This is a genomic window from Streptomyces sp. NPDC127129, assembly GCF_042671585.1.
Classification (GTDB): Bacteria; Actinomycetota; Actinomycetes; order Streptomycetales; family Streptomycetaceae; genus Streptomyces.
In genome coordinates this window covers 1-21,824 of record NZ_JBHXTV010000022.1, presented here as the reverse complement: position 1 = coordinate 21,824, position 21,824 = coordinate 1, and the positions used below count along the sequence as shown (strand labels likewise).

Annotated in this window: 15 protein-coding genes, 1 pseudogene and 1 riboswitch; of the genes and pseudogenes, 10 read left to right on the top strand and 6 right to left on the bottom strand. The window is 72.9% G+C overall.

Going from position 1 to position 21,824, the window contains the following annotated elements; all coding sequences use genetic code 11:
• Positions 1-85 precede the first annotated feature (85 nt).
• Positions 86-820 carry a CBS domain-containing protein gene (locus ACFVGW_RS32440; RefSeq protein WP_385854462.1) on the top strand — a complete coding sequence of 245 codons (735 nt, stop codon included), beginning with the start codon at positions 86-88 and terminating at the stop codon, positions 818-820.
• A gap of 57 nt (positions 821-877) precedes the next feature.
• Here the strand turns inward: ACFVGW_RS32440 and ACFVGW_RS32435 are convergent, their stop codons facing one another.
• The 3 genes from ACFVGW_RS32435 to ACFVGW_RS32425 form a co-directional block, all read right to left on the bottom strand.
• Positions 878-1,177, bottom strand: a complete 300-nt coding sequence (locus ACFVGW_RS32435; RefSeq protein ID WP_352191809.1) for a DUF1876 domain-containing protein — start codon at positions 1,175-1,177, stop codon at positions 878-880.
• A 51-nt stretch (positions 1,178-1,228) separates the two neighbouring features.
• On the bottom strand, positions 1,229-2,275 hold the full coding sequence (locus ACFVGW_RS32430) for an ion transporter (RefSeq protein ID WP_385854461.1): 1,047 nt from the start codon (positions 2,273-2,275) through the stop codon (positions 1,229-1,231).
• 153 nt (positions 2,276-2,428) lie between these two features.
• On the bottom strand, positions 2,429-2,854 hold the full coding sequence (locus ACFVGW_RS32425) for a MarR family winged helix-turn-helix transcriptional regulator (protein ID WP_385854460.1): 426 nt from the start codon (positions 2,852-2,854) through the stop codon (positions 2,429-2,431).
• A gap of 180 nt (positions 2,855-3,034) precedes the next feature.
• Here ACFVGW_RS32425 and eno point away from each other — a divergent pair, with 180 nt between their 5' ends.
• The 5 genes from eno to meaB all read left to right on the top strand — a co-directional run bounded on the left by eno (position 3,035) and on the right by meaB (position 11,045).
• The gene (gene eno, locus ACFVGW_RS32420; RefSeq protein WP_385854459.1) at positions 3,035-4,342 is read left to right on the top strand and encodes a phosphopyruvate hydratase; all 1,308 of its coding nucleotides are present in this window, start codon (positions 3,035-3,037) and stop codon (positions 4,340-4,342) included.
• 294 nt (positions 4,343-4,636) lie between these two features.
• The gene (locus tag ACFVGW_RS32415) at positions 4,637-5,962 is read left to right on the top strand and encodes a nicotinate phosphoribosyltransferase (RefSeq protein ID WP_385854458.1); all 1,326 of its coding nucleotides are present in this window, start codon (positions 4,637-4,639) and stop codon (positions 5,960-5,962) included.
• A 96-nt stretch (positions 5,963-6,058) separates the two neighbouring features.
• Complete coding sequence (locus ACFVGW_RS32410; protein WP_385854457.1) at positions 6,059-7,867, top strand: methylmalonyl-CoA mutase family protein; 1,809 nt, start codon at positions 6,059-6,061, stop codon at positions 7,865-7,867.
• Positions 7,867-10,041: a methylmalonyl-CoA mutase gene (gene scpA / locus ACFVGW_RS32405; RefSeq protein WP_385854456.1), complete on the top strand. Its 2,175-nt coding sequence runs from the start codon at positions 7,867-7,869 to the stop codon at positions 10,039-10,041. The genes ACFVGW_RS32410 and scpA overlap by 1 nt, the downstream gene beginning before the upstream one ends.
• Entirely contained in the window at positions 10,038-11,045 is a 1,008-nt protein-coding gene (gene meaB, locus ACFVGW_RS32400) for a methylmalonyl Co-A mutase-associated GTPase MeaB (protein ID WP_383221882.1), read from the top strand. Before scpA ends, meaB begins: the two co-directional genes overlap by 4 nt.
• A 98-nt stretch (positions 11,046-11,143) precedes the next feature.
• On the opposite strand, the gene ACFVGW_RS32395 is transcribed toward meaB, so the two are convergent.
• Both ACFVGW_RS32395 and ACFVGW_RS32390 read right to left on the bottom strand, forming a co-directional pair.
• Complete coding sequence (locus ACFVGW_RS32395) at positions 11,144-12,889, bottom strand: Ig-like domain-containing protein (protein ID WP_385854455.1); 1,746 nt, start codon at positions 12,887-12,889, stop codon at positions 11,144-11,146.
• A gap of 46 nt (positions 12,890-12,935) precedes the next feature.
• On the bottom strand, positions 12,936-14,030 hold the full coding sequence (locus ACFVGW_RS32390; RefSeq protein WP_385854454.1) for a hypothetical protein: 1,095 nt from the start codon (positions 14,028-14,030) through the stop codon (positions 12,936-12,938).
• Between the two features lie 319 nt (positions 14,031-14,349).
• On the opposite strand from ACFVGW_RS32390, the gene ACFVGW_RS32385 reads away from it, so the two are divergent.
• The 4 genes from ACFVGW_RS32385 to metE all read left to right on the top strand — a co-directional run bounded on the left by ACFVGW_RS32385 (position 14,350) and on the right by metE (position 21,679).
• Positions 14,350-14,814, top strand: a complete 465-nt coding sequence (locus ACFVGW_RS32385; protein ID WP_385854453.1) for a DUF5709 domain-containing protein — start codon at positions 14,350-14,352, stop codon at positions 14,812-14,814.
• 508 nt (positions 14,815-15,322) lie between these two features.
• On the top strand, positions 15,323-17,320 hold the full coding sequence (locus tag ACFVGW_RS32380; protein ID WP_385854452.1) for a hypothetical protein: 1,998 nt from the start codon (positions 15,323-15,325) through the stop codon (positions 17,318-17,320).
• Positions 17,317-18,858 carry a hypothetical protein gene (locus tag ACFVGW_RS32375; protein ID WP_385854451.1) on the top strand — a complete coding sequence of 514 codons (1,542 nt, stop codon included), beginning with the start codon at positions 17,317-17,319 and terminating at the stop codon, positions 18,856-18,858. Before ACFVGW_RS32380 ends, ACFVGW_RS32375 begins: the two co-directional genes overlap by 4 nt.
• Positions 18,859-18,975: 117 nt before the next feature.
• A riboswitch (cobalamin riboswitch) is annotated at positions 18,976-19,193 on the top strand.
• 161 nt (positions 19,194-19,354) lie between these two features.
• Positions 19,355-21,679, top strand: a complete 2,325-nt coding sequence (gene metE / locus ACFVGW_RS32370; protein ID WP_385854450.1) for a 5-methyltetrahydropteroyltriglutamate--homocysteine S-methyltransferase — start codon at positions 19,355-19,357, stop codon at positions 21,677-21,679.
• 55 nt (positions 21,680-21,734) lie between these two features.
• Here the strand turns inward: metE and ACFVGW_RS32365 are convergent.
• Positions 21,735-21,824, bottom strand: a pseudogene (locus ACFVGW_RS32365) (ectoine/hydroxyectoine ABC transporter ATP-binding protein EhuA); the annotation flags it as partial.

Genomic DNA, 21,824 nt, shown 5'->3' with positions numbered 1-21,824 from the left:
ACGCGCAGTGGAGCGTCCGCGGCACGGGCGATCCCGCCGAGTGAGGGATCATGGAAGGAGGAGCGGAGAAGGGACGGAACGGACGATGCGGAACCGCACTGTCGCCGACCTGATGACGCCGACCGCGGTGGCCGTGCAGCCGGGGACGTCGTTCAAGGAGATCGCGCGATTGCTCGACGAGTACGGCATCACCGCCGTGCCGGTCGTCGACGAGGCCAACCGGCCGGTCGGCGTGGTGTCGGAGGCGGATCTGCTACGCCGCCACACCGCCAAGGACGGCCCGAGCACCGCCGGGGCGATGATGTCCAGCCCCGTGGTGGTGGCCCGCCCGTCCTGGACGGCGGTGGAGGCGGCACGGCTGATGGAGCGGCACCGGGTGAAGCGGCTGCCGGTGGTGGACGCCGGCGGTCAGCTCATCGGGGTGCTCAGCCGGAGCGATCTGCTGCAGCTGTTCCTGCGCCGCGACCGCTCGATCCAGGAGGAGATCCTCGAGGACGTCGTCGTCCGCATCCTCGGCCTCTCCCCGGCCTCGCTCCACGTCGACGTCGACGAGGGCCGGGTGACGCTCAGCGGCACGCTGGCGCGCCGGAGTCTGTCACCCGTCTTCGTCCGGCTCTGCGAGAGCGTCGACGGCGTCGTGGAGGTCGTGGACCGGCTTTCGTACGAGGACGAGGACGAGGACGAGGTCGAGGACGACGTCAGAGTCGGAGTCGAGGGCGGGCGCCAGGACGGACGCGAGGCCCGGGGGCTCGGGCCCGAATTCGGCCGGGAGCCCGGTCACGGTGTCCCGGTCGAGGATCTGCGGCCGCCAGGGGTGTGACGCGGAACCGGGCCCGTCGGTGAGGTTCCGGCGGGCCCGGTGCGCGAGGCGGTCCCGCTACGAGACCGCCTCGGGCCAGCCGTAGCCGGGACCGGTGTGCTGGGGTACGGTCCCCGCGCCCACCGCCTCCATCTCGCGGTTGGCCTCGCGCATCAACTGCCCGGCCAGGTCCCTCATGGCCCGGCTCGCGGCGAGTTCGTCACCGATCGCCGGTACGTCCACGTCCGACGGGTTGCACCGTGCGCTGCCGTGGCCGGTGAGGGTCGACGTGCCGGTGTTGAGATGCGCCTCGGCCTTGGTCCTGCCGTCCTCTTCGACCAGTTCCAGGCCGACCGTCCACTCAAGGTTCCGTGTCATGGTCTGCCTCCTCGCACCGTCGGGACGCGTGGGGCCGCCGCGCATCCCTTGCTACTCCCATGGTCCGTCCGCGGGCGCGTGAGCGCGCGGCGGCGGGAGCGCGGAGAGGGCGGACTCGACGTCGTCCAGGGCGCGCCGGGCGGCCGCGATCCGCTCGCGCAGCCCCGCGTCGTCGACGGTCCCGACGACGGTCCCGACGGCGGTCCTGTCGACCGATCCCCGGGCCGCCGTGTCGACCACGTCCGTCCCGACCGCGTCCGTGTCGACCGCCTTCGTTGAGGCCACGCCCTTCACGACCGCCCGCGTCTCGACCGCCGCCTTCTCGGCATCCTTCTGCTCCACCGCCTCCATCTCCGCCTTCTCGATCTCCCGCGCCTCCTCCAGGGAATTGATCACGACGCCGATGAGTACGTTGACGAGCACGAACGAGGCGATGAGGACGTACGAGACGTAGTAGAGAAAGCTCCACCGGGAGATCTCCAGGCCGGCGTGGACCGCGTCGCCGAGCCCGTCGAGGGTCATCAGGAGGAAGAGGGTGAGCACGGCCCGCCCGATGGAGCCGAAGTGCTCGGGGTCGTGGCCGGCGAAGAAGACCCAGCCGACCATCGCGTACACGTACAGCAGCAGCGCGCCGACGAGCAGGAAGCTGACCGTGCCGGGCAGGCTCCGGCCGACGGCGACGAGGACGATCCGCAGCTGGGGAAGGAAACGCGCGGCGCGCAGCACGCGGGCGAGGCGGAGCAGTCGCAGGACGGTGGAGTTCTCGCGCGCGGCGGGGACGAACGCGGCGAGGACCACGACCAGGTCGAAGACGTTCCAGGGGTCCCGGAAGAAGTCCAGCGGGCGCGCGGCGTGCGCTCCGGCGCGGAGCACCATCTCGGCCGTGAACGCCGCCAGGAAGAGGTGCTCGACCGTCTGCAGCTCGGTGTGCCAGCGGGCGCTGACGCCGGCGTACGTCTCCACGCCGAGCACCGTGGCGTTGCCGAGGACGAGGAGGAAGACGGCGGTGGCGAACCAGCGGGCCTCGGTGATCTCGCGACATCGTTCCGCCCCGCGCACGCGGTGACTGCGGCCCACCACGGCCGACTGATCCGACATGTCGATGCTCCTCAACTCGTTGACCATGCTCACGTGGTCCAACGGCGAGGGCGCGCAAGGGTTCTGGGTACGGACCGCCGAGCGAGTGGCACCGGTGCCGGGCCGTCCGGTGCACCCGGACGGCGCTCGGCCGGGCCGTCTTGGGATCAGGCCCTAGCGTCGTGTGGCGAGCCGCTCCAGCAGGGCGGCGCTGCGCGCCAGCAACACCTGCTCCTCATCGGTGAGTTCGGCCTCGATCGCCTGCGCGAGCCAGCCGACCCTGCGGCCGCGCTCCGCCTCGAGCGCGGCGCGGCCCGCGTCCGTCAGCTCGACCAGCGACTTCCGGCCGTCCGTGGGGTGCGCCCGGCGCGTGATCAGGTCCTGGTCCATGAGCAGCCCCACCGCACGCGCCATCGACTGGGGGCGTACGCGCTGATCGGCCGCGAGGTCGCTGGTGGTCATGGCGCCGTTGCGGTCGAGCGAGCCGAGCACGGCGACCTGGCCGAGCGGGATGCGGTCCTCGTGCGTGACGCGTCGGGTGAGCTTGCCCATCGCGGTGCGCAGTTCTGCGGCGATGGCGGCGGCTTCCGAGGTGGGCATAGGGCACTTTACCCCGCTGGTCAGCAACGCATACGCCGCCCGAGGCGAGCTGCACAGCAATGCTGTACAGCCATACTGCTCAGCCAAACTGAACAGCATTGCTGTATGGTTTTGCCGTCGGGCTCGGCGCCAGCGTTGTCGCAGCAAGGGCACGGCACACGACAACGGGAAGGACCTCCCATGTCCGCACAGGCAGTCGGTACCGTCGACGCCACCATCGAGACCGTCACCGCACGCCGCATCATCGACAGCCGTGGCAACCCCACGGTCGAGGTCGACGTCGTCCTGACGGACGGATCACTGGGACGCGCGGCCGTTCCCTCAGGTGCCTCGACCGGTGCCCGGGAGGCCGTGGAACTGCGCGACGGAGACTCCGCGCGCTGGCACGGCAAGGGCGTCGACCGTGCTGTGGCCCACGTCAACGGGGAGATCGCGGCCTCCGTGCACGGCCGGGACGCGGTCGACCAGGCGGGGCTCGACGCGGCGCTGGTCGCCCTCGACGGCACGGCCACGAAGTCGCGGCTCGGCGCCAACGCGATCCTCGGCGTCTCCCTCGCCGTCGCCAAGGCCGCCGCGGCGGCGCACCGCCGGCCCCTCTACCGTCACCTCGGCGGGTCCGAGGCCCATCTCCTACCGCTGCCGATGATGAACATCGTCAACGGCGGCGCCCACGCCGACAATCCGCTGGACTTCCAGGAGTTCATGATCGCGCCCGTGGGCGCGGACACCTTCGCCGAAGCCGTCCGCATGGGCAGCGAGGTCTTCCACACCCTGCGCCGCGATCTGCTGGCCGCCGGGCACTCCACGGGCGTCGGCGACGAGGGCGGCTTCGCACCCGCGCTGCGCACCGCCGAGGAGGCGCTCGACTTCGTGATGACCGCCATCGAGCGCACCGGCTACCGCCCCGGCGCGGACATCGGCCTCGTCATGGACCCGGCGTCGTCGGAGTTCTTCCGCGACGGGGTCTACGACTACGCGGGCGAGGGGGTGCGCCGCACCCCCTCCGAGCACGCCGACCATCTGGCCAAGCTCGTCGACGCCTACCCGATCGTCTCCATCGAGGACCCGATGGCGGAGAACGACCTGGACGGCTGGCGCGAGCTGACCGCCCGTGTCGGCGACCGCTGCCAGCTGACCGGCGACGACGTGTTCTGCACCAACGAGACGCTGCTGCGCGAGGGCATTCGAACCGGCGTCGGCAACTCGGTCCTGGTCAAGGTCAATCAGATCGGGACCCTGACCGAGGCGCTGGCCGCCGTCGCCGTCGCCCACGAGGCGGGGTGGACCGCTGTGATGTCGCACCGCTCGGGCGAGACGGAGGACACCACCATCGCGGACCTGGCGGTGGCGACGGGGTGCGGCCAGATCAAGACCGGCTCGCTCTCCCGTTCCGACCGTACGGCGAAGTACAACCAACTGATCCGCATCGAGGAGGAGCTGGGCACATCGGCGCGCTTCGCCGGCCGCTCGGCACTGCGCCGGGCGTGAACGGCGGGCCGACTCCTCGCACGCACCGCGGCTGAGCAGACGCTCACCCTCACTCCGCTGGGCGAGGCGCCCGGCCCCCTCGACGGCGTCCGGACCCTGGTCACGGGCGGCAAGGGCGTCGGCCGCGGAGAGGGCCCCGGTCACGGGCGGCAAGGGCGTCGGCCGCGGAGGGGGCCCTGGTGACCCGGCAGCCGGTCGCCGGCTCCGGCCTGCGGCGGTGGACGACCGGCTGACACCGCCCGGCCGGCCGAGCGCCCCCGTGCGGGGTGCCGGCCGGCCGCGCATGCTCGAAGCATGCAGGTGACCACCACCGACCTGTACGAGGTCACGATGGCGCTCTCGTACCTACGGGAGGGCATGCGGGCGCCTGCCACGTTCAGCCTCTTCGTGCGCGACCTCCCGCCGGGTCGCGGGTTCCTCGTCTCCGCGGGTCTCGAGCCGGCCCTCGACCACCTCTCCCGGTTCCGGATCGGCCGGGCGGACGTGCGGGAGTTCGCCGAGGTGCTGGGGTGGCCCGTCGAGACGCTCGAACCGCTGAACGGCCTGTCCTTCGACGGGCAGGTCCGCGCCGTCCCGGAGGGGCGGCTCGTCTTCGCCGGCGAGCCTCTCGTCGAGGTCACCGCGCCGCTGCCGCAGGCCCAGCTCGTGGAGACGTACCTGCTCTCGCTGCTCTGCCATCAGACGACGGTCGCCTCCAAGGCGGCGCGGTGTGTGCTGGCGGCCGGCGGGAAGCCCCTGGTGGACTTCTCGCTGCGCCGGTCCCACGGGCCGGCGGCCGGCATGCAGGCGGCCCGGCTCGGCGCGCTGGTGGGCTTCGCCGGGACCAGCAACGTCGCCGCCGCGGTCCGGTACGGCATTCCCGGCTCGGGCACGATGGCCCACTCGTACGTCCAGGCGTTCCCGTCCGAGGAGGAGGCCTTCCGGGCGTTCGCCCGCTCCCATCCCGGCCCGGTGACGTTCGTCGTCGACACCTACGACACCGGTCGTGGCGTGGAGACGGCCGCGCGCGTCCTGGGTGAGCTGGAGCGCGGTCCGGGGTGCGCGGTGCGCCTGGACAGCGGTGACCTGGGCGAGCTCGCCCGCCGGGCCCGCGCCACGCTGGACGCGGCGGGGCTCCGGGACGTCGGGATCATCGCGAGCGGCGGTCTCGACGAGTACGCGATCGCCGGGCTCGTACGGGACGGGGCGCCGATCGACGTCTTCGCGGTGGGAACGCGGGTGGGGGTGGCCGCGGACTCCCCGTATCTGGACGCGGCGTACAAACTGGTCGAGTACGACGGCACGCCGGTCATGAAGTTGTCGCCGGGGAAGGCGACGGCGCCGGGTCCGAAGCAGGTGTTCCGGGGCCCGGGGCTCCGGGACGTCGTGGGCCTGGCCAACGAGGAGCCGCCGGCGGGTACGGAGCCGCTGCTGAGGACGGTGATGCGCGGCGGGCTCCGGACGGAACCGCCGGACACCCTCGACGCGGCGCGGGCCCGGTTCGAGGCCGACCTCGCGCTGCTTCCGGAGCCGGCCCGCCGGATCGAGGATCCCGAGGCCCCCGTCCCGGGCATGTCGACGCGCCTGGGTGTGCTGTCGACGATCGTCCGGCACCGGATCGAGGCACGGTCGGGGTCCTAGACGCCCCTAGCCCGGAATCGGCCCGTGCTTCAAGGAGGGCAAGGTCACAGCCGTGTGCCCTGCAGCTCCTTTGTTCGCCTGACCTAACATCCGAGCATGACAGTCCTTCCCGACGACGGGCTCAGCCTCGCCGCCGAATTCTCCGACGCAACCCGTGAGCAGTGGCAGCGCCTTGTGTCAGGCGTGCTGAGCAAGTCGGGCAAGGACGTGGAGGGCGCGGCGGCCGAGGACGCCCTGACGACCACGCTGGAGGACGGGCTTCGCGTCCGTCCCCTGTACGCGGCCGGTGACATCGCGTCCGATGCCGGCTTCCCCGGCTTCGCGCCCTTCGTGCGGTCCGGCCGCGCCGAGGGCAACACGCTGGGCGGCTGGGACGTGCGGCAGCGCCACACGGCCGCCGACGGCGAGGCGGTGCTGACCGACCTGGAGAACGGCGTCACGTCGCTCTGGCTGCTCGTCGGCGAGGGCGGCATCCCCGTGTCGTCGCTGGGCCGCGTCCTGGAGGGTGTGTACCTCGATCTCGCACCCGTCGTGCTCGACGCGGGCGCCGACGTCGAGGACGCCGCGCGGGAGTTGCTGCGCCTGTACGAGGAGCGGGGCGTCGCGAAGGAGACGGCGCGCGGCAGTCTGGGCGCCGATCCGCTGGGCTTCGAGGCGCGTACGGGCCGGCCGTTCGACTTCGCTCCCGTCGCCGCTCTCGCGCGCCGGTGCGCCGAGGAGTACCCGGGCCTGCGAGCACTGACCGTCGACGCGTTGCCGTACCACGAGGCCGGGGGCTCGGCCGCACAGGAGCTGGGGTGCTCGCTGGCCACCGGCGTCGCGTATCTGCGGCAGCTCACCGAGGCGGGGCTCAGCGTCGAACAGGCCTGCGGACAGCTTGAGTTCCGGTACGCGGCCACCGCCGACCAGTTCCTCACGATCGCCAAGCTGCGGGCCGCGCGCAGGCTGTGGGCCCGGGTCGCCGAGGTGTGCGGGGCGGGCGCGGCCGGCGCGCAGACACAGCACGCCGTGACGTCGTCGGTGATGATGACGCGTCGCGACCCGTGGGTGAACATGCTGCGTACGACGGTGGCCACGCTGGCCGCCGGTGTGGGCGGGGCCGACTCCGTCACCGTGCTGCCGTTCGACCACGCGCTGGGCCTGCCGGACGGCTTCGCCCGCCGTATCGCCCGTAACACCTCGACGATCCTCATCGAGGAGTCGCATCTGTCCCGGGTGATCGACCCGGCGGGCGGATCCTGGTACGTGGAGCGGCTGACGGACGAGCTGGCCGAGGCCGGCTGGGAGTTCTTCCAGGGCATCGAGCGGACGGGCGGTCAGGCCGCCACCCTGCGTTCGGGCCGTCTCGGGCAGGAGCTGGCCGCCACCTGGGAGGCGCGCAGCGCGAAGCTGGCCAAGCGGCGCGAACCCATCACGGGTGTCAGCGAGTTCCCGCATCTGACCGAGAAGCCCGTCGTCCGCGAGGCCGCGCCCGAGCGGCCGGCCGGCGGTCTGCCGCGCGTGCGCCGCGACGACGCGTTCGAGGTGCTGCGGGCCCGTTCCGACGCGCATCTCGCCGCGACCGGCGCCCGGCCCCGGATCTTCCTGGCCACGCTCGGCCCGGCAGCGGCGCACACGGCGCGCGCCACGTTCGCCGCCAACCTGTTCCAGGCGGGCGGCATCGAGCCCGTCGTGGAGGGCACCTTCGAGGAGAGCGGGGCCACCGAGGCCTGCCTCTGCTCCAGCGACGCGCTGTACGAGGAGCAGGCCGCGGCCCGGGCCGGTGAGCTCGGGGCGCTGGGCGCCCGCCATGTGTTCCTCGCCGGGCGGCCCGCCGCGTACGACGGTGTCGACTCCTACGTCTTCGCCGGCTGCGACGCCGTCGCCGTACTCTCCGCCACGCTCGACCGCATGGGAGTGTCCTGATGTCCATCCCCGATTTCTCCGCGATCGGTCTGGGGACTCCGACCGCCGCGGCCGGCGCCGACGAGTGGCGGACGGCCGTCAAGAAGGCCGCCGGGGGTGACGACCTGCTCTGGGAGACCCCGGAGGGCATCGCGGTCAAGCCGCTGTACACCGGGCAGGACCTGGAGGGCCTGGACTTCCTGGAGACGTATCCGGGCAAGGCGCCGTACCTGCGCGGCCCGTACCCGACGATGTACGTCAACCAGCCCTGGACGATCCGTCAGTACGCGGGCTTCTCGACCGCCGAGGAGTCCAACGCGTTCTACCGGCGCAACCTGGCGGCCGGTCAGAAGGGCCTGTCGGTCGCCTTCGACCTGCCCACGCACCGCGGCTACGACAGCGACCATCCGCGCGTGACCGGCGACGTCGGCATGGCGGGTGTGGCGATCGACTCGATCTACGACATGCGGCAGCTCTTCGACGGCATCCCGCTGGACAGGATGACCGTGTCGATGACGATGAACGGCGCGGTGCTTCCGGTGCTCGCGCTGTACATCGTGGCGGCCGAGGAGCAGGGCGTACCGCCGGAGAAGCTCGCGGGGACCATCCAGAACGACATCCTCAAGGAGTTCATGGTCCGCAACACGTACATCTATCCGCCGAAGCCGTCGATGCGGATCATCTCCGACATCTTCGCCTACACGTCGCAGCGGATGCCGCGCTACAACTCGATCTCCATCTCGGGCTACCACATCCAGGAGGCGGGTGCCACGGCCGACCTGGAGCTGGCCTACACCCTCGCCGACGGTGTGGAGTACATCCGCGCCGGGCGCGAGGCGGGCCTGGACGTGGACGCGTTCGCGCCCCGGCTCTCCTTCTTCTGGGCCATCGGCATGAACTTCTTCATGGAGATCGCCAAGATGCGGGCGGCCCGGCTCCTCTGGGCCAAGCTCGTGAAGCAGTTCGACCCGCAGAACGCCAAGTCCCTTTCGCTGCGCACCCATTCGCAGACGTCGGGCTGGTCGCTGACCGCGCAGGACGTCTTCAACAACGTCACGCGTACGTGCGTGGAGGCGATGGCGGCCACCCAGGGGCACACGCAGTCGCTGCACACGAACGCCCTCGACGAGGCGCTCGCCCTGCCGACCGACTTCTCGGCGCGCATCGCCCGCAACACGCAGCTCCTCATCCAGCAGGAGTCGGGCACGACGCGGGTGATCGACCCGTGGGGCGGCAGCGCCTATGTGGAGAAGCTGACGTACGACCTGGCTCGGCGGGCCTGGCAGCACATCCAGGAGGTCGAGGCGGCGGGCGGCATGGCCAAGGCCATCGACGCGGGCATCCCCAAGCTGCGCATCGAGGAGGCCGCGGCCCGCACCCAGGCCCGCATCGACTCCGGACGCCAGCCGGTGATCGGCGTCAACAAGTACCGCGTCGAGTCCGACGAGCAGATCGACGTCCTCAAGGTCGACAACTCCTCCGTGCGTGCGCAGCAGATCGAGAAGCTGCGCCGGCTGCGCGCGGAGCGCGACGAGCGGGCGTGCCAGGACTCGCTGGACGCGCTCACCCGGGCGGCCGGGGGCGAGGGCAACCTGCTGGAGCTGGCGGTGAACGCGGCCCGCGCCAAGGCGACCGTGGGCGAGATCTCCGACGCCCTGGAGAAGGTGTACGGGCGGCACGCGAGCCAGATCCGTACGATCTCCGGCGTGTACCGCAACGAAGCCGGCGAGTCCCCCTCCGTCGAGCGCACCCGCACCCTCGTGGACGGGTTCGCCGAGGCCGAGGGCCGCCGCCCCCGCATCCTGGTCGCCAAGATGGGCCAGGACGGCCACGACCGAGGCCAGAAGGTGATCGCCACGGCCTTCGCCGACCTGGGCTTCGACGTGGACGTCGGCCCGCTGTTCCAGACGCCGGCCGAGGTCGCGCGGCAGGCCGTCGAGGCGGACGTGCACATCGTCGGGGTGTCGTCGCTGGCCGCCGGACACCTCACCCTCGTGCCGGCGCTGCGCGAGGAGCTCGCCGCGGAGGGGCGCGAGGACATCATGATCGTCGTCGGCGGCGTGATCCCGCCGCAGGACGTGCCGACCCTCCTGGAGATGGGCGCGGCGGCCGTCTTCCCGCCCGGGACGGTGATCCCCGACGCGGCGTACGACCTGGTGAAGCGGCTCTCGGACGGTCTCGGGCACGAGCTGTGATCGACCGGGACGCGTATGTGAAGGGTGTACTCGGCGGGAAGCGGGCGGTCGTGGCCCGCGCGATCACGCTCGTCGAGTCCACCCGGCCCCAGCACCGCCTGCTGGCCCAGGAGTTGCTCACCGAGCTGCTCCCGCACAGCGGGAAGGCGCGGCGTATCGGGATCAGCGGCGTGCCGGGGGTCGGGAAGTCGACGTTCATCGACGCGTTCGGCACGATGCTGACCGGTCTCGGCCACCGGGTCGCGGTGCTTGCCGTCGACCCCTCGTCGAGCCGGACGGGCGGCTCCATCCTGGGTGACAAGACGCGGATGGAGCGGCTCGCGGTGGACCCGGCGGCGTTCGTGCGTCCGTCGCCGACGGCCGGGACGCTCGGCGGGGTCGCCAAGGCGACCCGCGAGTCGATCATCGTGATGGAGGCCGCCGGCTACGACGTGGTCCTGGTCGAGACGGTCGGTGTGGGGCAGTCCGAGACCGCCGTGGCCGACATGGTCGACTCGTTCCTGCTGCTCACGCTCGCGCGGACGGGTGACCAGCTGCAGGGCATCAAGAAGGGCGTCCTGGAGCTGGCGGACGTGGTCGCCGTCAACAAGGCGGACGGACCGCACGAGCGGGACGCCCGCGCGGCGGCTCGTGAGCTGTCGGGGGCGCTGCGGCTGATGCACGGCGCGGACGCCGCCTGGACCCCGCCCGTGCTGCACTGCAGCGCCCGTGAGTCGACCGGCCTCGACACGGTCTGGGAGCGCCTCGAACAGCACCGTACGCTGCTCGACTCGACGGGCCGCCTCGCGGCGCGCCGGCGCGACCAGCAGGTCGACTGGACCTGGACCATGGTCCGGGACGAGCTGCTGGGGCGCCTGCACGCCCATCCGGCGGTACGCGCTCTGGCTCCCGATCTCGAACAGCAGGTCAGGGAAGGCGAGTTGACGGCGACGACGGCGGCCGAACGCCTCCTCCGCGCGTTCGGGGAGCCGGGCGGGACGGACGGCGTGACGCAGGGAGCCTGACGTCGGCGAGGCGTGTCAGAGGTGTCGTGCCGGACGCGGGCCGGGGGACGTGCGTCCCCCGGCCCGCGTCGGCGTTCACGGACGTCGGTCCGCCGGTGTCAGCGGCACTGGCCGTGGCGGGGTCCGCGCACGGTGACGCCCGTCGCCTCGGGGGCGGGAGTGTTTCCCTCGCACCTCAACGGGCCGGTGACGGTGGTGCCGTGGAGCGTGGTGCCGCCCGTGTTGGACGCGAACGTGGCCGGGCCGGTGACCGAGCTCCCTTCGCAGAGGACGACCGGCCCCGTCGTCCCGCGCACCGTCAGCGGGCCGGTGAGGCGCGCACCGCACAGGGACAGGGCGAGAGCGCCGTCGGCCGAGAGCCCTCCGGTGACGACGGCGTTCGAGGCCGCCAGGGCGCCGCCCGGCTCGATGCGGACCGGGCCGGACTGCTGGGCCCCGGCCGCGAGGCAGAGCGATTCCCCCGCGCGGACCGTCAGCGGGCCCTCGTGGTGTCCGGTCAGGCAGGGACGGCTGAACCCGATGGTGACGGCGACCGGTTGGGGCGTGGCGCTCGGGCTGTGCAGCGGATCGCCCTCGTACCGGGCGGTGAGCGTGTGGTCGCCCGGCCGCAGGACCGGCGTACGCCACAGGGCCCGGCCGTCCGTGAGCGGCACGGTGCCGAGCGGGGCGTCGCCGTCGAGGAGGGTGACGCTGCCGGTCGGGGTGGCACCGGCGGGGGACGTGACCACGGCGGTGACGGTCGCGGAGCGCCCGTACAGCGGAGTGGTGGTGTCCACCGTGAGGGCGAGGCTCGTGTCGTATCGCCAGGTGAGCGCGGCCATGCCGTTGCCCCGGTGGACTCCGGACGTCAGACGCGCGCCGGTGGTGGCGGGACCGGCGTAGCCGCTGCCGCCGCCTCCGCCGGCGCCCGGGAGGTTGTCGGGATTGCCTCCGCCGGAGCCGCCGCCTCCGCCGAACCAGCCGCCGCCCCCTCCCCCGCCGCCGTTGCCGCCGCGCCCTCCGTTGCCGCCGGCGCCGCCGCTTCCGGGGTTGGGCAGTCCGGTGTTGGGGTCGGTGTCGCCGCCGGGCGCACCGGGGCCGCCCAGCCGGGAGTTGGGGCTGCCGGTGCCGTGGGAGGTCGCGGTCGCTCCGCCGCCGGCGACGCCGGAGCCCTCGGGCCCGTCGGCCTGTCCGCCGGGCTCGCCCGTCGGGCCACCGCCGTCGCCGCCGTGCAGCGTGGGCCCGCCGTTCCCGGCGCCGCCGCCACCGCCGGCGACCAGGATCCGCTCGGCCGGGCCGAACGCTCCGAGGCGGAGATCGGTGGCCCCGCCGCCGGATCCTCCTCCGCCGTGCGCGCCGCCGCCGCCCGCGCCGTGGCCGTACCCTCCCGGCCGGGCGTACTCCCCCCGCCTGGAGCTGCCGGGTATGCCGGCGGCGCCCACGGTGAGCTGGAGGACCTGGCCGGGGGTGACGTCCACGGTGGCGCGGGTGTGGCCGCCGAGGCCGCCGGGGGCTCCGGACGCGGGCGGGTTGGGGGTGACGTGTCCGGCGGCGCTGCCGCCCTCCGCGCCGTACAGGTCCACGGTGACGGAGCCGACTCCGGCCGGGACGGTGAAGGTGTCGGTGCCGGGCGCGGTCCAGGCGCATCCGGCTCCGGCACCGGTGGCGGGAAATCCTGTCGTGCCGCAGGCGGGTTCGGTGACGGTCACCGTCGCGGCGGCGGTCGCTGTCGTAGTGGTCGGGGTCGCGGTGGTCGCGGTCGCGGTGGCCACCGCGCTGGTCGGGTGGAACGCGTCGGCGACGAGCAGGACGGCGGCGCCGGACAGGGCGAGGGCGACCGTCCGCGCGGGGCGGGATGTGTTCATGTGTCAGTTCTTCTGCCGAGTCGGGAGAGTGGCGGGTGGTACGGGATCAGATGCCGTCGTCGGCGCAGAGCGCCCAGGAGTCGGTGTACGTGTTCGGGGAGCTGCCGCCGCCGGTGTGGGCGTCGGCGGTCCAGTACGCGGCCGTGGTCGTCCCGTCGCCGACGGGGCTGCCGCCCGAGGTGCTGGGGTAGCTGCCGTTGAGGTGGTCGCCGACCGAGCCGGGGCCGGTGAAGGCGGCGCTCGTGAGGCTGCCGCCGCTGATCGCCGCCCCGCCGGAGACCAGGGTGCCGTCGCCCTCGCCGCAGCCGACGGTGGCCGTCTGTCCGCTGGTCGCGGCGGTGGGGCCGCTCACCGAGGTGTGCCGGACGGTGACAGTGACGCCGCTGACGTCGATGGCGTCGCCGCTGCAGATGGCATAGGCGTAGGTGGTGTTGTTGCTGTTGCCGCCCCCGCCGTTCCAGCCGACCGCCGACCAGGAGTCGGGGTTGGTCTCGCCGTCGGCGGCGGCCTTCTGGCCGAATCCGTGAGCGGAGTCGTTGACGGTGGGGAAGCTCGCGATGGGCTTGAGACTGCCGACGCTCGCAGGGGTGATGCGGGCCCCGCCACCGAGGAGCCGGGTGTTCGCGGGGCAGGTGGCGGTGGTGAGGCCGACCGTGCCGCTGCTGGTGGGCCCGGCGAGCTTGTTCATCACGACCTGGGTGTGATCGACGAGGGTGCTGCTGAAGCACATGGCGTACGGGGTGCTGGAGAAGGACGCGTTGACCGCGCCTCCGCTTCCGCCGATGCCGAGCCAGTGGGTGACGTCGGTGCCGACGACGCCGGTGGAGCCGAGGTACTCGGTGCTGCCGTCGGGGCTGGGCACGGTGCCGTTGATCTTGTTGCCGTTGGAGGAGGTGCCGGTGCCGATGGCCTGGCTGATGCCGCCGCCGGAGATCAGGCCGCTGGAGCAGGCGGCGTCGGTGGTGATCTCGGCGAACGTGGACGCGGGGCCGGCGGTGGCACCGGGGGTGCGGACCGTGACGCCGACGGAGTTCGCGTACGCGGCGAACGGGACGGTCACGGCGAGGGCCGCTCCCGCCACGAGGGCGAGGGCCCTGGCCGTGCGCCGGGTCCGGGAGCGGCGGTGGACGACAGAGTGCATGGGATCCATCTCCTGGGATCTCCGCAGGGACGCAGCCCAGTGCGGTGGGCGGCAGCTGCGTACCGTAGCAGCCGGGGCGGTACGCATCTAGGAGGCGTTTGCCAGATGAAACCTGCCATATGCGAGGACACACCGAGAGTCCACGCCGCGGGCATGGGAGGGACGGGTCCGGGCAGGCGAGGACGGGGCGGGATCCGCCCTGTCGGCGCCGCCGGAGATACCCTGAGGATGCGGATCACCACGGGGACGGAAACGGGGACGGCCGATGGCCGGCCCCGGGCGGGGCGGGGCACGACCGCACCGAGAGGAGACCCGGACCATGTCCGAGAACCAGCCCACCTCCCGCGGAGACGACGTCTACCAGCCCGTGTACGCGGACGGTGCGGACCACCCCGACGGCGAGCTCGACCCCGACAACGCCCTCGGCACACCGGCCACGGAGGACATGGGCGAGCCCGGCTACTCCCCACCGGATCACCCTCGGGGCGTGACCCGGTACGGGACGACCGTACGGGAGCAACGCGAGGGCGAGTCCCTGGACGACCGCCTCGCCCAGGAGAGCCCCGACGTCGCGGCCCCGGACGGCGACGACATCGGCGACCTCCCGGACGGCGAAGGAGAGCCCGTCGACGCGGAGTCGGGCCTGTCCCTCGCCGGCCGTCTCGCCGTGCCCGCCGGAGGCAGTACGACCACGATCGTGGCCGACGACGTGGGCCCGGACGACGGCATCACCTCGGCGGAGGAGGCCGCGGTCCACGAGGAGACGGGCATCGACGGCGCCTGACCGCCGATCCGCGCCCGACCGCCGATCCGGAGGAGCGGCGAACCCGTGGCGCGCGTCGGGCATGGTCTCCACCGCGACGGAGCCCGCCCGGTATGACCGAAAACACCCGGAGACCGATCCGGACCCGACCCCGTACGACAGCAGGGCTCGAACCGGCCGGCGGGGTGCCGACCGGGGAGACTCCGCCCGCCGAGGCCGGCACCGCCGGGAGATCGTCGCCGACCTTGTGGGCGCCGTCCTCGCTGCCGAGCACGCAGACACGGGAAGCCACCTTGCCGTAGGTGGGCATCGGCCCTCGGCGCCGAGCCTCTCCGGGACGCGCCGGGCGATACCGGAGGGGTGGCCCGAGCCGGATCGGAGCCGTCGGCACCTTCACGGAAGCGGTTGCCGATTCCCCCACCGATCGCCCGCAACCCCACTGCCGAACAGGCGCATCTCGGGTAAGTTCCCCTTGTGCACGACCAGTTGATCTCTTGACGCGCGGCTCACAGGGGGAGGCGGTAGCGCCATGGGCGGGAGGTTGTACGGTCAGCAGGCCCTGCAGGAGGGGTTCGTCCCGCGGCTCGTGGGGCTGCATCACAAGGAGGGGTACCTCGTCCCCTTCGCCTATCCCAAGGGCTCGCCCGTCGTACGGATCGTCGGCGGCCGGGGCAGCGGCAAGACCGCCCTCCTGGGCGCCGTCCACGACGCGTACAACGGCCGGGTGCCGCTCGCCCGGGTCGACCTCGGGGCACCCGGGTTCGGGGAGCCGGGCGTGGCCGACGGTGACGACGACGTTCCCAACGCCTCCCGCATCACGCACCTGTTGTACCTCCTCGCGTACAAACTCGGCTTGGACGTACGGCACTTCGGCAGGCCGATGGTCTTCCCGCGGCTTTCCCTCGGTCTTCTCGTCGTCACCGCGTGGCGCCCGCTGAACAGCGACGAGACCGATGTACGGCCGCCCGACCTGCGTCGGGCGGAGGCCGATCTGCGTACCCTCATCACCGCCGAGGACCCCGACGTACGGCGCCGCAGGGAGAGCCTCGGCCGCTGGTTCGACGTCGTCACGGACAACCTCCCGCTGGTCCTGTCCGCCGTCCCGGGCCTCGACGCCATCGCCGGGATCGTCCTCGACACCGCTCGGGCGCAGCTCGTGCGGAGCGAGCCGGACAAGGGCGCACTCGCCTGGTGGGGCGGCCGGCTGCACGGCTCCCAGGGGTACCAGGGCGATTCGCTGCAGCGGCTCTTCCAGTTCGTCCGCGGCTTCCGCAGACTCGACGACCGCAGACGCACCGCGGAGGAGCACCTCGTCGCCGCGCTCCTGGACGACATCGACGCCAACTACGGGACGCTGCGGAGACTGAACAGGAAGCCCCGTCCGCTGCTGCTCCTGGACAACGCCCACAGCGACGTCGGGCGCGTCTTCCTCGACCTGCTGGACGCCGGGAACCCCGGACACGGCGACGCTCCCGGCAAGGCGCCGACGCGCCCCGTCACCCTGGCCACGCTGCTCGGCAGGGGGCACGGGCACCCTCCGCTGAGCGAGGTCGGGGGTGACGCCGTTCCGCGGGCGCGGCCGCTGGTCCTGAGCATCCCCGGCATCGAACCGGCCCACATCGCGGAGATGCTCAGCCCCGTCGACTATCCCGACCACCTGCCCCGCGTCGTCGCCCGCTACAGCGGCGGGCGCGCGGCGAGCGCCCGCATCCTGGCGGACGCGGCCGTCCGCCGGGTCGAGGACGTGGGCACGATACGGGGCGGGGAGCTCCTCGACGAGGCCGCGCCCGCGCTCCTCGCGAAGCTGCTGCCCGATCCCGTGTTACAGGAGCGACTCGTCCTGCTGTCCGCCGCCGCCGACGCGGGCACCCGGCGCGGACTGTGGACGTTCTCCCACCCGGAGGACCACTCCGAGGAGCTGGTCGCCGTCCGCGTCCGCGAGGCGGACGACTACCGGACCCGGTCCTGTCTCGACGGCGACCGTGCCCTCGATCTGCTGCTGCGGCACCGGCTGGCCGCCACCGTCTCCCACGAGCGCTGGCGCGACACCCAGCTGCGGCTGCGTTCCCTGTGCGACCCGCGCGGCGACACGTATCTGCACCACACGCTGGCGCTCGGCCGGGTGGACGAGGTGGTCAGTGCCCTGCACCACCGGTTCACGGTCGCTCCGCCGGGCGCATGGCTGGCCGCGCTCAACGTCATCTGCTCGGCCCCCCACCCCCGCACGGGGTACGAGCCCCCCGCCGGGAGCCCGTTCCTGTCGTGCACGGCCTGCGGCAGCGACCTTCCCGGGCCGCACCACGACGCGGTCGCCTCCCTCGTACCGCTGCTCTGGCGGCTCTCCGACCCGCTCACCCTCGCCCCGCGCGAGGACGAGCTGACCACCGTCCGCATCGCGCTGGAGACGCTGTACGGCAACAAGGCCGCGCACGCCGCCTACCGCGAGGCGTCCGCCGCCTGGCCCGCCCGTCTGCGGGCCGGTGCACAGGCTCCCGACCTGCCCGTCCAGGAAGGCGCCGCGTCATGACGTCGTTCATCGCAAGACTGCCCGGCGGACCGCTCACCAAGGCCGCGGCCCTCGTGGTCGCCCTGGCCGTGCTCGGCGCCGCCGTATGGGCCGGCATCGTCGTCCTCGGGCCCGATCCGGCCTGTGGCAAGGGCATCGAGGAGCGGGGCCCCGAGGGCTCGCGGGAGTGCACGGGCGTCACCGACGGCAGCTACGTCTTCGCGGACAATCTCCGAGAGGTCAGCGCGCGGATCAAGACGGAGAACGAGCGGATCAAGGGCGAACCGCACGTGTCCGTCGCCGTGATGCTGCCCATGGCACCGACGCAGGCGTTCGAGCAGCAGAAGACGCTCCACGAGGTGCAGGGCGCCTACCTCGCGCAGTACCGCGCCAACCACGACTCCAACAGCAAGAAGCCGGCGATCCGGCTGCTCCTCGCCAACCCCGGTCGCAGTCACGCGCACTGGCGGCCCGTCGCCGAGCAGCTCGGGGCCATGTCGGAATCCACGGCCGACAACCTCCGGGCCGTCATCGGCTTCGACGTCTCCACCGCCACCACCCAGGCCGCCATCGGCTACCTCACGCGCGAGCGAGGCATTCCCGTCGTCGGCGGTCCCATCACCGCCGACGACTCGGGCAACAGCGCCCAGCGGCCCGACGCGTACCCGGGTCTCGCCAGGGTGGTCCCCACCACCTCCGACCAGGCCAGGGCGCTGTCGCACTTCAACGCGGGCATCGATCCCCGGCACACCCTGGTCGTCGAGGACATCCGGACCGGCGACAACTACGTCGACGCGCTGAAGCGGGCCTTCGCCGCGCGGACCGTGGGCTCGCCCCGCGCACCCGAGCAGTACCGCGCGCCGGAGGAGTTCCACGAGGAGGGCACCACCGCCAACGCCTTCGACCAGATGGTCGACACCATCTGCACGTCGGCCGCCAAGGTCATCTACTTCGCCGGACGCCCGGTCCAGCTGCGGCAGTTCGTCAACGAACTGGGCAATCGGGGCTGCACCGAGAAGAAGTACACGATCATCACCGGCTCGGGAGCCTCCACGCTCTCCTCGGACAAGCTCCTCGACTGGAACGCCTTCCGCAAGGGGGTGACCCTCCAGTACGCCGCCGTCGCCCACCCCGATGCCTGGAGCGGGCCCAAGGCCCCCGCCACGGGCGGCTCCCCGGCCGCGTTCCGCGCCCTCGCCACGCTGGCGAGCAGCGAGGAGGTCGGGAACATCGGCCCGGTGGAGCTCACCGACTCGCGGACGATCACCTTCTACGACGCCGGGCTCACCGCGATCACCGCCATCCGGATGCGCGACGACGGCGACCCGGTCATCCCCACCCTCGGCCGCATCGGCGACTCGTGGCTGCGGCTGCACGGGATGGGCAAGGTCGACGGCGCGAGCGGCTGGATCTGCCTCGACAACTACGGCAACCCGTACAACAAGGCGGTCTCCGTGGTGGAGCTCGCGCCGGACGCGCCCGGCCGCATCCGCTTCGTCGGCCTCGCCTGGCCGACCGGCCGCCCCACACCGGCGGACTGCACCGCGAGCCGCAGCTGACACCACCCCTGCCGCCCTCGGATGCCGCCCGTCGGATGCCGTGAGGGCGGCGGGAAGGGAGGGCCCGGCGCGTTCCGTCATACGGGAAGGGCGTGCGGCGGCGCCGCCCGTCCGCCTAAGGTGGGCCTTGCAGCTGGTTCGCCCCGTCCGCCAGGCGGGATGCGTCGTAAGAGGGAACCCGGTGGAAATCCGGGACTGCCCCGCAGCGGTGAGCGGGAACGACCGCCGTCATACGCACTGGACCCGTACGGGTCTGGGAAGCGACGGCCACTAGGTGTCTGCCTCGGCAGGCGTGCCCGCGAGTCCGAAGACCTGCCCGTTGCCCGCGCGCGAACGTTCGCGTGCGGTGATCCCGGTGACCTCGTGGGCGGGTCGGCGCGCATATCGAGCGGCACGTGCGGCATGTCCGCGGCGTGGGCCGCCCGGTGGTTCGTTCCTTCGCGTCCACGTCCCGTCGCCGGGGCGTCCGAGGACACATCTCGCGAAGGAGAGTTCCGTGACATCGACGCCCGCACCCGCGGCGCCACGCGCCACCGTGTACGGCTACCCCCGGCAGGGTCGGAACCGTGAACTGAAGAAGGCCGTGGAGGGGTACTGGAAGGGCAGCGTCACCGCCGACGCGCTCCGGGAGACCGCGGCGGGCCTGCGCCGTTCGAACTGGCGACAGCTGGCCGACGCAGGTCTCCACGAGGTGCCGACCGGTGACTTCTCGTACTACGACCAGGTCCTCGACACCACCGTCATGGTGGGCGCCGTCCCCGAGCGGCACCGCGCCGCGGTGGACGCCGGCGCGCTGGACGGCTACTTCGCGATGGCCCGGGGCACCCAAGAGGCCGCCCCGCTGGAGATGACCAAGTGGTTCGACACCAACTACCACTACCTGGTGCCCGAACTCGGTCCCGGCACCGTCTTCTCCGCCGACTCGGGCAAGCAGGTCGCCGAGCTGAAGGAGGCCCTCGCGCTCGGACACGCCGCCCGGCCGGTCCTCGTCGGCCCGGTCACCTATCTGCTGCTGGCCAAGCCCGCGCCGGACGTGGCCCCGGACTTCGAGCCGCTGACCCTGCTGGACCGGCTGCTTCCGGTGTATGCGGAGGTCCTCGCCGATCTCCGCGCGGCCGGGGCCGAGTGGGTCCAGCTCGACGAACCCGCCCTGGTCCAGGACCGCACCCCGGCCGAGCTCAACGCCGCAGCCCGTGCCTACCGCGAGCTGGGTACGGCCACCGACCGGCCGAAGCTGCTCGTCGCCTCCTACTTCGGGCGGCTGGGCGACGCGCTGGGCGTCCTGGCCAAGGCTCCTGTCGAGGGGCTGGCCCTCGACTTCACCGGGTCGGGCGCCGCCAACCTCGACGACCTCGCCGCAGTCGGCGGACTGCCCGGCAGGCGCCTGGTCGCGGGCGTCGTCGACGGCCGCAACATCTGGATCAACGACCTCCAGAAGTCCCTGGGGGTGCTCGGCACGCTCCTCGGCCTCGCCGGCCAGGTGGACGTCGCCGCCTCGTGCTCCCTGCTGCACGTCCCCCTGGACGCCACTGCCGAGCGGGACATCGACCCTCAGGTCGCCCGCTGGCTCGCCTTCGCCCGCCAGAAGACGGCGGAGATCGCCGTTCTCGCGCGCGGACTCGGCCAGGGCACGGATGCCGTCGCCGTCGAACTCGCGGCGAACCGCGCCGACCTGGCCTCCCGGGCCGGTTCCGCCCTGACCAGCGACCCCGCCGTACGAGCCCGTACCGCCGCCGTCACCGACGCGGACAGCCGGCGCTCGCAGCCGTACGCGAAGCGGTCCGCATCCCAGCGGGACCGTCTGCGCCTTCCGCTGCTGCCGACGACGACCATCGGTTCGTTCCCGCAGACGAGCGAACTGCGAACCGCGCGGGCCGAGTTGCGGGCGGGACGGCTCGACGCCGCCGGGTACGAGGAGCGGATCAAGGACGAGATCCGTGAGGTGCTCGCCTTCCAGGAGAAGGCGGGGATCGACGTCCTGGTGCACGGCGAGCCCGAACGCAACGACATGGTGCAGTACTTCGCGGAGCAGCTGACCGGCTGCCTGGCCACCCGGCACGGCTGGGTGCAGTCCTACGGCACACGGTACGTCCGGCCCCCGGTGCTGGCGGGGGACATCTCCCGCCCCGAGCCGATGACCGTCCGCTGGACGACGTACGCCGGGTCGCAGACCTCGAAGCCCGTCAAGGGCATGCTGACGGGGCCGGTGACCATGCTCGCCTGGTCCTTCGTACGGGACGATCAGCCGCGGGCCGAGACGGCCAGGCAGATGGCGCTCGCGCTGCGCGACGAGGTCGAGGACCTCGAAGCGGCGGGCGTGTCCGTCATCCAGGTCGACGAGCCGGCCCTGCGCGAGACCCTGCCGCTGCGGGCCGCGGACCATGCCGAGTACCTCGCCTGGGCGACGGAGTCGTTCCGGCTCACGACCGGCGGGGTACGGCCGGACACGCAGATCCACACGCACATGTGCTACGCGGAGTTCGGCGACATCGTGCAGGCGATCGACGACCTCGACGCCGATGTCATCAGCCTGGAGGCCGCCCGCTCGCACATGCAGGTCGCAGGCGAGCTGGCCGCGCACGGCTACCCCCGCGAGGCCGGACCCGGTGTCTGGGACATCCACTCCCCGCGCGTCCCCGGTACGGAGGAGGCGGCTGCCCTCCTGCGCAAGGGACTTGAGGCCATCCCGGCGGAGCGGCTCTGGGTGAACCCCGACTGCGGCCTGAAGACCCGCGGTTGGCCCGAGACCCGGGCCTCGCTGGAGAACCTCGTAGCGGCGGCCCGCGAGATCCGCGCCGAACTGACCACCGGCTCCTCCTGACCACGAGGGCCGGGACGGACGCCGCCGACGTCCGTCCCGGCCCGGGGGCAGCCGGCTAGAGCACCTTGGAGAGGAACGCCTTGGTGCGGTCGTGCTGGGGGTTGCCCAGGACGTCGCGGGGGTGGCCGGACTCGACGACGACGCC

What these genes read in the sequence shown, in the direction of transcription:
- ACFVGW_RS32440 (WP_385854462.1), top strand. Translation starts at nt 86, where the DNA reads ATGCGGAACCGCACTGTCGCCGACCTGATGACGCCGACCGCGGTGGCC.
- ACFVGW_RS32435 (WP_352191809.1), bottom strand. Translation starts at nt 1,177, where the DNA reads ATGACACGGAACCTTGAGTGGACGGTCGGCCTGGAACTGGTCGAAGAG.
- ACFVGW_RS32430 (WP_385854461.1), bottom strand. Translation starts at nt 2,275, where the DNA reads ATGTCGGATCAGTCGGCCGTGGTGGGCCGCAGTCACCGCGTGCGCGGG.
- ACFVGW_RS32425 (WP_385854460.1), bottom strand. Translation starts at nt 2,854, where the DNA reads ATGCCCACCTCGGAAGCCGCCGCCATCGCCGCAGAACTGCGCACCGCG.
- eno (WP_385854459.1), top strand. Translation starts at nt 3,035, where the DNA reads ATGTCCGCACAGGCAGTCGGTACCGTCGACGCCACCATCGAGACCGTC.
- ACFVGW_RS32415 (WP_385854458.1), top strand. Translation starts at nt 4,637, where the DNA reads ATGCAGGTGACCACCACCGACCTGTACGAGGTCACGATGGCGCTCTCG.
- ACFVGW_RS32410 (WP_385854457.1), top strand. Translation starts at nt 6,059, where the DNA reads ATGACAGTCCTTCCCGACGACGGGCTCAGCCTCGCCGCCGAATTCTCC.
- scpA (WP_385854456.1), top strand. Translation starts at nt 7,867, where the DNA reads ATGTCCATCCCCGATTTCTCCGCGATCGGTCTGGGGACTCCGACCGCC.
- ACFVGW_RS32395 (WP_385854455.1), bottom strand. Translation starts at nt 12,889, where the DNA reads ATGAACACATCCCGCCCCGCGCGGACGGTCGCCCTCGCCCTGTCCGGC.
- ACFVGW_RS32390 (WP_385854454.1), bottom strand. Translation starts at nt 14,030, where the DNA reads ATGCACTCTGTCGTCCACCGCCGCTCCCGGACCCGGCGCACGGCCAGG.
- ACFVGW_RS32385 (WP_385854453.1), top strand. Translation starts at nt 14,350, where the DNA reads ATGTCCGAGAACCAGCCCACCTCCCGCGGAGACGACGTCTACCAGCCC.
- ACFVGW_RS32380 (WP_385854452.1), top strand. Translation starts at nt 15,323, where the DNA reads ATGGGCGGGAGGTTGTACGGTCAGCAGGCCCTGCAGGAGGGGTTCGTC.
- ACFVGW_RS32375 (WP_385854451.1), top strand. Translation starts at nt 17,317, where the DNA reads ATGACGTCGTTCATCGCAAGACTGCCCGGCGGACCGCTCACCAAGGCC.